Annotated in this window: 7 protein-coding genes and 1 pseudogene; 2 read left to right on the top strand and 6 right to left on the bottom strand. The window is 61.2% G+C overall.

Annotation, left to right across the window (positions count from 1 at the left end; genetic code table 11):
- Nucleotides 1-655: 655 nt before the first annotated feature.
- Complete coding sequence (locus RTI30_RS09255) at nt 656-2,875, bottom strand: EAL domain-containing protein (RefSeq protein ID WP_312263134.1); 2,220 nt, start codon at nt 2,873-2,875, stop codon at nt 656-658.
- Between the two features lie 233 nt (nt 2,876-3,108).
- Between RTI30_RS09255 and sppA the strand changes: the two genes are divergently transcribed.
- A complete protein-coding gene (sppA, locus tag RTI30_RS09250; protein ID WP_312263135.1) occupies nt 3,109-4,920 on the top strand; it encodes a signal peptide peptidase SppA in 1,812 nt (603 codons plus the stop codon).
- A gap of 72 nt (nt 4,921-4,992) precedes the next feature.
- A pseudogene (locus RTI30_RS09245) lies at nt 4,993-5,868 on the top strand (EamA/RhaT family transporter); the annotation flags it as partial.
- On the opposite strand, the gene lnt reads toward RTI30_RS09245, so the two are convergent.
- The 5 genes from lnt to miaB are packed head-to-tail and all read right to left on the bottom strand — an operon-like array spanning nt 5,827 to nt 11,173.
- Nucleotides 5,827-7,461, bottom strand: coding sequence for an apolipoprotein N-acyltransferase (gene lnt, locus RTI30_RS09240; protein WP_312263136.1), 1,635 nt, complete (start codon nt 7,459-7,461; stop codon nt 5,827-5,829). The pseudogene RTI30_RS09245 and the gene lnt sit on opposite strands and share 42 nt — an antisense overlap.
- Nucleotides 7,462-7,466: 5 nt before the next feature.
- Entirely contained in the window at nt 7,467-8,348 is an 882-nt protein-coding gene (locus tag RTI30_RS09235) for a transporter associated domain-containing protein (RefSeq protein ID WP_312263137.1), read from the bottom strand.
- Nucleotides 8,341-8,841, bottom strand: coding sequence for an rRNA maturation RNase YbeY (ybeY, locus tag RTI30_RS09230; protein WP_312263138.1), 501 nt, complete (start codon nt 8,839-8,841; stop codon nt 8,341-8,343). Before ybeY ends, RTI30_RS09235 begins: the two co-directional genes overlap by 8 nt.
- Entirely contained in the window at nt 8,838-9,824 is a 987-nt protein-coding gene (locus RTI30_RS09225; RefSeq protein WP_312263139.1) for a PhoH family protein, read from the bottom strand. Before RTI30_RS09225 ends, ybeY begins: the two co-directional genes overlap by 4 nt.
- A gap of 8 nt (nt 9,825-9,832) precedes the next feature.
- Nucleotides 9,833-11,173: a tRNA (N6-isopentenyl adenosine(37)-C2)-methylthiotransferase MiaB gene (gene miaB, locus RTI30_RS09220; RefSeq protein WP_312263140.1), complete on the bottom strand. Its 1,341-nt coding sequence runs from the start codon at nt 11,171-11,173 to the stop codon at nt 9,833-9,835.
- Between the last annotated feature and the right edge of the window lie 158 nt (nt 11,174-11,331).

The raw sequence follows: 11,331 nt of genomic DNA, 5'->3' as shown, positions 1-11,331 counted from the left end.
ACCCGGTAAAACCCCCGGATCCGGTACCCGACATGTTGAACCTGCATGGCACTCCTCCCTCGCCAAAGAAGTGCCAAAGGTTTGTGAACTTATGCACAATGTGCATGAGTCCACCACTCTGGCTGTTAGCCCAAAGCAGTAATGTCTCCTCTGAACAACACCTTTGGTACGGCCCACCCTCGAAAACACTGCCATCGGCGGCGGCGTCCTGGCAGCAGAACAGGCACGACAATACCTCGATATCTGCCAGGTATGGGATGCCCGACGAGAGGCTGAACGATTACTCTCTAGCAGCGTGCGCGGCAGCATGCGATGGCGAGAAATCGATGGGAAACGATACCTGTACCGTACCATCGACAGCAGAACCGAAAAAAGTCTGAGCCGAGAACCCCCTATGCTGGCGCGACACTCAGAGAATTACAAAGGATGATAGTTGGTGATAGGTAACGATGTGAACGCCGCCAACTCTTTGTTCTAAAATAAAGATAGAAGCAGTAGGTCACGCATTCGATTCGCGCTGGGGGCACCCTTGCCACGAATGGCGTGTCGGCCGTCTTTACCGGGTATTGCGGAAGGTCAGCCGTTGGAAGCAATACCACCCAGCACTGTCAGGGTGCCTGTCTGAGTCCGGCAACCCAAGACGGCACAAAGCGCGCTATCCGGCGCTCACGCTGCAGGTCTCTTTTTCGAGCCAGGTATCGATCGCGGCCGCCGGGCCCGGCCGGGCAAACCAGTAGCCCTGCGCCTTTTTGACGCCAATCTGGGTCAAGAGCTCGGCCACCTCGGCGGTTTCTACGCCTTCGGCCACGGCTTCGATGGCGAGATTTTCGGCAAGATAGGTGAGCCCCTGCACTAGTTGATAATGCTTGGAACCCTTTTGTAGATCGGAAATCATGCTTTTATCGATCTTGATGCCAGCACAGTCCAACTCTCCCAGGTGCTGTAGGGCGGAAGCGCCGGTGCCAAAATCATCGAGCACAAATTGTACGCCCAGCTGGCGCTGCGCCGAGCGAATCTGCTTGGCGACGGTAGGAATATCCTTGATCGCGACCCGCTCGACTATCTCGAAAAAGAGATGATCACGGCGTACGGCAGGAAAACGACGTAGTAAATCATCGCACCACTGGATCCAACGCGCACTGCACAACTCCCGGCGACTGAGGTTGATGTGGATGTCGAGGAGATGCCCACCCTGATGCCAGCGGTTGGCCTCGACTACGGCGGTTGCGACGACCCATTGGGCAACGGAGTCCATCAAGACCGATTGCTCCAAGACCTCGAGAAAAGCGCCGGGGGCGAGCAAGCCGCGGTTGGGATGCTGCCATCGCATCAGGGCTTCTACCCCGCAGATTCTCTGCTCCGGCAGGGTCACGATGGGCTGCCAGTATAGCCGAAACTCGTGCCGCTCATCGGCAAGGCGCAGCTCGCGCAGCAGCTGTTGCTCTTCCTGCATGGTTTCTTGCAGATATTGCCCATAGGGCGCCCAAGTATCGCCGCCGCGTTCTTTGGCAACGTACATTGCCTGATCCGCATGGCGAATCATCTCTTCTGGGCTGCCTTCGTCGAAGGGATAAATGACCACACCAATGCTGGCGCTGATGGATTGCTCCGGGGCGACGCTGAGGCGGGCCGCCGCCAGCACACGCATGACGATCATCTCCATCTCACTGACGTGAGCAATGTCCTCGATGATCAACAAGAATTCGTCGCCGGCGTAGCGGATGATGCTGTCCTCCTCGCGCACTGCAGCGCGTAGGCGTTCTGCCACCTGGCAGAGCACTTCGTCGCCGCGATGATGGCCGAGGGTGTCGTTTACCCACTTGAAGCCGTCGAGGTCGAGAAAAAAGAGGCAGAACAAGCGTTCATGGCGCTGGGCGCGGGCCATGGCGGCACGAATTCGATCCTGGGCCACGCGGCGATTGGGCAGCCCGGTGAGGACGTCGCGAGTGCTCATGTGCCGTAGTTTGCGCTCCAAGGACTGCCGGTAGAGCAGAGCCCCAAGGAGATCGGCAAGCAGCAGAAGATGCTCCCAAACCAGTTCGTTGATGCGCTGCGGCGGCGCTTCTGCAAACCAAGAGAGGGCGAGAACCCCCTGCGCGCCCTCCGGACCGGGCAGTGGCAAAGCCAAGCTGGCCTGTAAACCGGCGGCAACGAAGTCGGGCATGGCATATGGGCTATTGGCATAATCGCGCTCGAAGATGACCTTTCCCTGGCGTAAAGCGGCACCGGAAACGCCTTCGCTCTTGGGGAAGAACAAGCTAGCCAGGCCCTGATATTGCGTCGAGAGACCGTGGAAAAGGCGGTAGTGCAGGTACTCGCCTTCGCGCACGATGAGCCCGGCCCCCTGCGCCCCTGCCAAGCGACAGGCAAGCTCCGCAGCGGCAGGGAAAAATTCCTCGAGATCAAAGTGCTGGGTGAGGCCGCGAATTTCGAGCAGCAGCTGGTGACTTTGCTGCTGCAGGTAGCCTTCGTGGATCACATGTTCGCAGCCGGCCAAGAGAAGCGAAAATCCGGGCAACAGCGAAGCTGGGGCAGCGGGAAAGATATCGCCCAGAACACTGGGAATTTGCTTCCAGCGTAACTCGCTGAGCCATTGCGCCCAGCGCGGTAGAGGAATATCGGCCTCTGCCAAACGTTTGCCGGTTTTGATCTGCCGCTCCCAGAAGCTCCGTCCATAGTCGCCACTGCAGAGGGTCTGCAGCCACTCGGGCAACCAGGATGCGAAGAGCGCCGCATCTTCCGGTGCCGGGGGCTGCAGCCTTGCCACCAGGGCCTGGACCAAACCCGCTGCATTGGCCTGCAGCCAAGCACGGTCTTCCGCGGTAAACGCCACCCAATCTTCAAAGGCCAGCAAATCCAAGCTGTTGCGCGCCAAATTTTCCTCTCCCTCGGCAAGATTCGAGCACGAGGCCCGAGTCTTGGTCCTACTACGCAGTATGGGATCGCATCTAATACATCGACTCTCCTATTTAGTACAACGGCCGGAATCCGCTCGCGACTCCTGGATTGCCGCCCAAGCCGTCCTCTGCTACCCTGAAAATCAAGGGGTTGCTCCCATGATCGGCGTAGGCAACCTGTTTTTGGCCGCCATCCTTGGGGAGCTTGTGCATGCGACGTCTTCTTCTGCCCTTTGTCTGGATTGGCAAAGTACTGCATTGGCTGCGGGTTGGCGTCCTCAATCTGCTCACCCTGGGGGTTCTTGCCCTGCTCGTGGCCGCGTTGGTGGCACATTTCTCGTCGTTCTCCGAGCCAGCATCCAACAGCTCCGTGCTCTGGGTGCAACCCGAGGGCAGCCTGGTCTACAGCCGCAGTGACTCTTGGCAAAGCGAGCTCTTGCAACGGATTCATCCCACCCAACGGGATGTTTTGCTACGGCACCTGGTGGGCAGCATCGACCACGCCGCACACGATCCGCACATTCGCGTCTTGGCCCTCGACCTCAGCGATTTTTCGGGTGGCAGCCTCACGCAGCTGTTGAACGTTGCTGATGCCTTGCAGCGCTTTCGTGCTGCCGGCAAGCTGATTTACGCGTACGCGCCCAACTATTCTACCGGCACTTATCTCCTTGCCGCGCAAGCCAACGAGGTCTTTTTGCCGCAACTGGGCATGGCGCTGATCACGCCATTTTCTACCGATAGCCTTTATTTCAAGGGATTCTTCGATAAGATTGGGGTGACCGTTTCTGCCTTCCGGCAGGGCAAATACAAATCGGCGGTGGAGCCCTTTACCCGTAGCGACATCTCGCCAGCGGCGGCAGAAGAAAACCGGGCCTGGCTGCATACCTGGTGGCAATCCTATGCCGAAGCCGTGGCGCGTGGGCGGGGAACGAGCCCGGCGGCGATCACCCAATATGCCGAGCAATTGCCGCAATTACTAAAGCAGGATCAGGGCAATGCGGCAGAACTTGCCGTGCACGAAAAATTGGTTAGCCAAATTGGCGATGCCGAAGATTTTCGTGCCGCCGTTGCCAAGGTGGTAGGGGAAAAGCCCAACGACCTGCACGCGATTGGCTACCGCCGCTACTGGGCAAGCCTCGCCCACGAAAAACACGGCGCCGAAATTGCCGTGGTCCCCATCGATGGTATGTTGGTGCCCGGAGATTCCGAAACCGAGGGAGTGGTTGCGGCAGGCCCCACGGTACGTCAGCTCGATGCCCTGCGCCATGAAAGCCAAGTCAAGGCGGTGATTCTGCAGGTCGACAGCCCGGGCGGTGACGTCAATGCCGCCAATGCCATCCGCCGCGCGGTCTTGCGATTGCGCGCGGCCGGCAAGCCGGTGGTGGTGAGTATGGGCACTCTTGGCGCCTCCGGTGCCTATTGGCTGTCTACCGGTGCCGACCGCATCTATGCCGAACCCACCACCATTGCTGCCGATATTGGCGTCTTTGTCCTCGTTCCCGATTTTTCCGGCCTCCTGCATAAACTCGGGGTGGGCTACTCCGGGGTCAGCAGTCTTCCCCATAGTCCTTCGCTCTCGCCCTACGCGCCCCTCGGAAAACCGGAGCAGCAGGCCCTACAGGCGGTGGTCGATCATATCTACGGGCATTTCGTAGACTTGGTGGCCAAGGCCCGGCACCTGCCCGTAGCCGAGGTCGACAAGGCTGCCCAAGGACGGGCGTGGAGCGGCGTCGATGCCTATCATCTCGGTTTGGTCGATGGCTTGGGCGGCATGGCAGAAGCCGAAAAAGCGGCAGCCAAGCTGGCCAAGCTGCCCGCGGGCAAGTACTGGCTCCATTACCTGCCGCGGCCTGCGGGAGAATCGACTCTCCCCCAACTGCGCTCGTGGGCGCTGGCCAGCCTTGCCCCAGATCTCCCGCGCGGCGTGGCCGATGCGGCCCTGCGCCAGGCGCAGCTCTTGCTGCAGTACTCTCGGCCCTATGGGATATTTGCCTATCTGCCCGTCCATACCCGGCTGTCCTGAGCGCAGTAGGCGTCGGCTCATGGCATGGTTTGATCGCTTTGCCGCAGGCGCGGCACCGGTACGCTGATCCTTATGCATCCGGTGCTCACCCTTGGGCCTTTGCGCTTGCCCCTGTGGATTCCCATCACCCTCTTCGCGGCGCTGATGCAGACTTGGCGCACCGGCTTGCAGGCGCGGCTCAAGGGTCAGCTCAGTGCGGGCGCTGCCAGCTTTGCGCGTTTTCTCTATGCCCTGCCCTGGGAATTTCTTGCCTTTGTGCTCCTCTGGGCTGACTTCGGCGGCAACACCCTTTTCCGCCATAGCCCCCTCTCCTTTTGGCTTTATTGCCTTGCCGGGGGCCTGGCGCAGATTCTTGGAACCCTCTTTCTCGTTCGCTCCTTCCATAGTCGCGGGCTGGTGACCGGCACTGCCTATGCCAAAACCGAGGCGGCCCAACTGGTGATCCTCACCACCCTGTTTCTCGGCGCCCAGCTGCATCCACTGGCAATCGTCGGCATCTTTCTGGCGCTAGCGGGGGTCTTGGTACTCGGCGGGCAAGGCTGGGGCATCTTCAGTGCCGGTTTTTGGCGCGGTCTGCTGCAGCCGGCGGCACGCTACGGCTTGGCCGCGGCTTTGGGTTTTGCCCTCACCGCCATCGCCCTGCGTGCCGCCAGCCACGCCCTCGACCCCGCCCTACCGAGCCTGGCCATGGGTTTGTGGATCCTCGTGGTGACCAACTTTCTGCAGACGCTACTGCAAGGGGGTTACCTTTTTTGGCGGCGGCGAGAGCAATGGCAAGAAAGCCTGCGGGGTTGGCGCCTGGCCTGGCCGGTGGGCTTGCTCTCCGCCCTCGGTTCCTGGGGCTGGTTTAGCGCCTTCGTCCTAACCCAAGTCGCCCTGGTGCGGGGTCTGGGTCAGATCGATACCCTACTCGTCTTCCTTTTTGGTCATCACGTCCTCAAGGAGCGTTTGGGGCGGCAGGAGATCGTAGCCATGCTGCTCATCGTCATTGGCGCCCTCTGCATCGTCGCCCCCGACATCCATTGGCAGCCCTGAGCCGGCACCGCCTCGGGAACGGCGGGAACGTAGGAAGCCAATGAGGAAGAGAAGAAGGCTCAGCCCCAGATAAGGCCAGTTGCCAAGGCGGGCGAAGGGCGTTTTGCCGGCCATGGGTTGGATGCTGGCATTGAGGGCACCGTAGCTGAACTGGGGGAGCGCCGCGAGTACCTGCCCAGTGGGCAGGATGACCGAGGTAATTCCGGTGTTGGTGGCACGGATATCCGGCTTTTGCTCCTGCAAAGACTGCATGATGGCCATCTGCAGGGTCTGCGCCGAGGCACTGCTGTGCCCATACCAGGCATAGTCGCTGCTGTTCACCAGAAAGGTGGCGCCCTCCACCACCCCCTTGCGCACGTCGCGGGAGAAAGATTCTTCGTAGCAAATGCTCATCCCGGCGAGTTGCCCGTCCACCGGCAGCACCGAGGACCCCGTACCCGGGGTAAAGCTCCCCAAACCCGGCAGAAAATGATGCACCAAAGGCCCCAGCAGGTGCGGAAAGGGAATGTACTCGCCAAAGGGCACCAAATGCTGCTTGCGATACCAGCGCAGCGGCGCCATGCCATCGATTTCCATGGTCGCATTGTAGTAGCGACCCTGCCCCGCATCCTCGGGAATGCCGATCATCAATACCGCGTGCTTTTTGGCCGACCACTCCTGCAGTTGGTGGATCAGCAAGGGAATCTGCGTCTGGAAGATGGGGAAGGCGGTTTCTGGTAAGACGATGAGTTGGGTGCCCGGCGGACTGGCAATGATCAGGCGCACGTAGCGGTCGAGGATCGCATTGATGCGGTTGGCATTCCATTTTTCGGAGATCGGAACATTTCCTTGCAATAGGCGCACCTGCAGGGGAGCACCAACGGGCTGGGTAAAGCGCTGGGTAGCAGCGAAGAGGGCAATGGCAAAGATCAGCAGAATGCCGGAGATTGCCATCGACCAAACGGCGGCCTCGCGTCGGCGGCTCAGCGCCCAGGCGCCGAGGCTAGCCACCCCGGCCGTCGCCAAGCCCACGCCGTATTGTCCCAACCAGGGGGCATAGCCCGCCAAGAACCCTCCCGTCTGGGTATAGCCGACCGCAAGCCAGGGAAAGCCGGTGGCAATCCGCGCCCGCAGGTATTCGGCAAAGACCCAGAACACCGGCAGCAGCCACCAGCGGGCTGCGGGCGCGAAGCGGCGCGCCAAGCCCATGGCCAAGGCCGGATAGAGGGCACAATAGGCGGCAAGGAGGGCGACGGCGGCGGCGGCCAAGGCCCAATCCATGTGCGCAAAATTGTGCAGGGTGATGGCGAGCCAGTAGACGCCGGAGCAAAAGGCGGCAAAACCAAACAGAAACCCCAAGCCCGCCGCGCGACGGGGGGAACTGCTGCGCTGCACGAGAAAAAACAGCAGCCCAAGCACCACAAAGGCGAGCCACGACTGCTGAAAGGGCGCAAAGGCGAGAGGCCAAAGCGCCCCCATCAGGAGAACGAGGAAGGCAGACCAAGCACGCGCAGGAGCAAAGTTCATGGGGCTTAGAGCCCTGCCTGGGGATCGCGTTCCACTGCCATCACTCCCGCGGCTGGGCTGGGTGAGGAGAGGCGAAAGGTCTGTACTCGCCGCCGATCGGCGCGCAAAACCTCGAGATGCAGGCCCTGCACCGAGAGTTTCTCGCCCACTCGCGGCACATGGCCGAGTTGCCGGCTCACCCAGCCACCGAGGGTGTCGGCGTCTTCATCCTCTAAGTGCACCGCAAAAGCGGCATTGAAGTCTTCCAGCGGAATCAGGGCATTGACCAAATAGTCGCCATCTTCGCGGGGGATGATCATGACATCTTCGTCGATGTCGTATTCATCCTCGATCTCGCCAACGATGATCTCGAGCACATCCTCGATGGTCACCAGCCCGGCCACGCCACCATATTCGTCCACCACCAAGGCCATGTGATGACGACCCGTACGGAATTCATAGAGGAGATGATCGAGGTGCTTGCTCTCAGGGATATAGGTGGCTGGGCGCAGCAGTTCGCGCAGCTCGGGAATGGGGGCGCCTTGGCGGCAGGCGCGCAGCAGGTCCTTGGCAAGCAAGATGCCCTGAACGTCGTCGCGGTCCTCCCCAACCACAGGAAAACGCGAGTGCCCCTGCTCCACCACCCGGGCGATGATCTCCGGCAGGGGGCTGTCGATCTCTACCACTTCCATCTGCGCCCGCGGGATCATCACATCACGCACCGTCAGGTCGCCAATACGAAAGATGCCGTCGATCATCCGCGCCGCCTCGGCGTCGATGACCTCGCGCTCGCTTGCCTCGCGAATCAGCTCGAGCAGGCTTTCCTGATCGTCGACATTACCGCGCAAGGACTGGGTAAAGCGCTCCCACCAACTGCGGGAACGCTCGCTACTTCGGTCTTCACTCATCGCTCTGGGTTCGATACGGGTCGGCCACACCCAATTGGGCCAGTAAACGGGTTTCCAGGGCCTCCATGATCAGCGCCTCGCCCTCCTCCTGGTGGTCGTGACCGAGAAGGTGCAGGGCACTGTGGATCAGCAGGTGCCGGTAGTGATCGCGCAGCGCCTTACCCTGCGCCTCTGCCTCCGCCTGGATTTGCGGCGGACAGAGGAGGATATCGCCCAAGGGACGACGACGCCCCGGCCAGGCCTGGACAGGCGCTGGGAATGAGAGACAGTTGGTGGGCTGAGGACGACCACGAAACTCCCCATTGACCGCCGCCATTTCGCTACTGCTCAGAAATTGTAAGGAGATTTCCAGACTGCCATCGACACTCGGATACTCCGCCAGGACCACGGCGAGGGCGGCGCGCAGCAGGCGCCGGGAAGGAATCGTTGCCTGCTCGGCGGCGTCGAGGGCGGGGCTGCACTGCCAATAGAGATAAAAACGTGGCCCGTTCATGACTGCCCGGTGCCGCGATCGTAGGCCTGGACGATGCGCCCGACCAAGGGGTGGCGAATCACGTCGGCACTCTGGAAAAAATTCATCGAGACGCCCTCGACGTTGGCGAGGATGTCGATGGCCTGCACCAGACCCGAGGGATGGCCGCGGGGCAGATCGACCTGGGTTACATCGCCGGTTACCACTACCTTGGCGCCAAATCCCATACGGGTGAGGAACATCTTCATCTGCTCCGGTGTGGTGTTCTGCGCCTCGTCGAGGATGATGAAAGACTCGTTGAGGGTGCGCCCACGCATATAGGCCAAGGGGGCCACTTCGATGATCTGCCGTTCCATCAGTTTGGCGACCTTCTCAAAACCGAGCATCTCGTAGAGGGCGTCGTAGAGGGGGCGCAGATAGGGATCGACCTTGTCGGCCAGACTACCCGGCAGAAAGCCCAGGCGCTCCCCGGCCTCTACCGCCGGACGCACCAAGACTAGGCGCTGCACTTGTTGTTTGTCGAGCTGTTCGACGGCGGCAGCCACGGCGAGATAGGTCTTACCCGTGCCCGCCGGCCCAATACCAAAGGTGAGATCGTGGGCACGGATGGCCTGGAGATAGCGCCGCTGCCGTGGACCGCGCCCGTGAATCCAGCCCTTGCGGGTGAGGATACCGGCAATTTGCGTGGCATCGAGATCGCTTTCCGACTCCAAGCGCTCCGCCTGAATGCAGTGGTGCACCCATTGTTGGCTCAGCGACCGTCCCTGGCGTAGCTGCGCGTAGAGCTTGCGCAGCACCTCGACGGCCGCGGTCACCTCGCTCTCCCCACCACTCAAATGAAAGCGCTCGCCGCGTGGCGAGATCACCACCCCCAGACCGCGCTCGATTTGTTTCAGGTGGATGTCGAGTTCGCCGGCCAGTGCTGCCAATTCGCTGCTCGTCGCCCCGGTAGCAACAAACTCCCGATGCTCCGTTGGCGAATCTGGCGCCGCCGACTCGGGCACGGCCGGCCTCAGCCCGTGGCGCGCACGGCCGCCAAGCGCCCGCGCAGGCTATTGGGAAGGGCCTCGGTGATTTCCACCGCCACCATCTGGCCAACGAGACCCGCAGGCCCGGCAAAATTGACCGAGCGATTACAACCGGTTTTGCCCGTCCACTCCTCGGCGCTGCGCCGCGACGGACCGGTAACCAGCACTTCCTGCACGCTGCCCACCAAGGCCCGGCTGTAGTCCTGGGCAAGCTGGTTGATCCGCGTCTGTAGAATGTGCAGGCGCTCGTCCTTGACCGCCTCGGGGACTTCATCCTTGAGCTTGAGGGCCGGGGTATTGGGCCGCTGGCTGTACTTGAAAGAAAAAGACTGGTCGAAACGCACTTTCTCGATGAGATCCATGGTCGCCTGGAAATCGGCATCCGTCTCGCCGGGAAAACCCACGATGAAGTCAGAAGACAGACGAATACCCGGCCGCGCCTCCTGCAGGGCAGCAACCTTTTCGAGGTAAGCGGAGATGCTGTGCTTGCGATGCATGCGCCGCAGAATACGATCGGAACCGCTTTGCACCGGCAGGTGCAAGTGCGGCGCCAACACCGCAAGGTCGTGATGGGCAGCAATGAGGCGTTCGTCGAGATTATTGGGGTGCGAAGTGGTGTAACGCAGGCGGCGCAGCCCCGGCAGGGCGGCCAAACGCCGCAGCAGGTCGGCAAGATCGGCATCGCCAATCAAGCCCGATGGCGCGCGATAAGCATTGACGTTCTGCCCGAGCAGGGTAATTTCTGCCACCCCTTGCTCCAGGAGCTGCCGCACCTCGCGCACGATCTCCGGCAGCGGCCGGCTGTATTCGCGGCCCCGGGTATGGGGCACGACGCAGAAGGTGCAGAATTTGTCGCAGCCCTCCTGGATGGTTACGAAGGCCGACGCGCCCTGCCGCCCGGGACGCTCGGGCAGGCGGTCGAACTTTTCCAACTCCGGAAAACTGAGATCGACCTGCGGCTGCGCCTCGGCAAGACGGGCATCGATGAGGTCTGGCAAGCGATGCAAGGTCTGCGGTCCAAAAACGATGTCGACAAAGGGCGCACGCCGCCGCAGGCGTTCGCCTTCCTGGCTCGCAACACAACCACCCACCGCAATCAGCGGCTGCGGATTGCGCTCTTTCAGGGGGCGCCAAAAGCCAAGCTGGGTGTAGACCTTGTCTTCCGCTTTTTCGCGGATCGAGCAGGTATTGAGGATGAGAAGATCCGCCGCCTCGGGATCATCGACCAAGGTCAGGCCATGACTGGTGTGCAGCAGCTCGGCCATACGCTCCGAGTCGTACTCGTTCATTTGGCAGCCAAAGGTTTTGATGAAGAGATGCTGCAAGTTCGCTTCCAAGACTCCCTTTCAGATCGTCATCATACGAGGCACTCCCAGGGCTGGCAAGGAGATGTATGCGTCCACCACCTTTGGCACTGTGGTAGATGTTGGAGGAGGAAGGATAGCGGTGGTTTCTGTCCGAGTCGATGGTGTGGCCGTTCGGC

The sequence above is a fragment of the Candidatus Igneacidithiobacillus taiwanensis genome, assembly GCF_031962545.1.
Classification (GTDB): Bacteria; Pseudomonadota; Gammaproteobacteria; order Acidithiobacillales; family Acidithiobacillaceae; genus Igneacidithiobacillus; species Igneacidithiobacillus taiwanensis.
The sequence above is the reverse complement of the archived record's forward strand: the minus strand, read 5'-3'. Positions and strand labels throughout refer to the sequence as shown.

Bases quoted from the DNA above. Each gene is read 5' to 3' on its own strand.
- sppA (WP_312263135.1), top strand. From the start codon at position 3,109: ATGCGACGTCTTCTTCTGCCCTTTGTCTGGATTGGCAAAGTACTGCAT.
- ybeY (WP_312263138.1), bottom strand. From the start codon at position 8,841: ATGAACGGGCCACGTTTTTATCTCTATTGGCAGTGCAGCCCCGCCCTC.
- lnt (WP_312263136.1), bottom strand. From the start codon at position 7,461: ATGAACTTTGCTCCTGCGCGTGCTTGGTCTGCCTTCCTCGTTCTCCTG.
- RTI30_RS09235 (WP_312263137.1), bottom strand. From the start codon at position 8,348: ATGAGTGAAGACCGAAGTAGCGAGCGTTCCCGCAGTTGGTGGGAGCGC.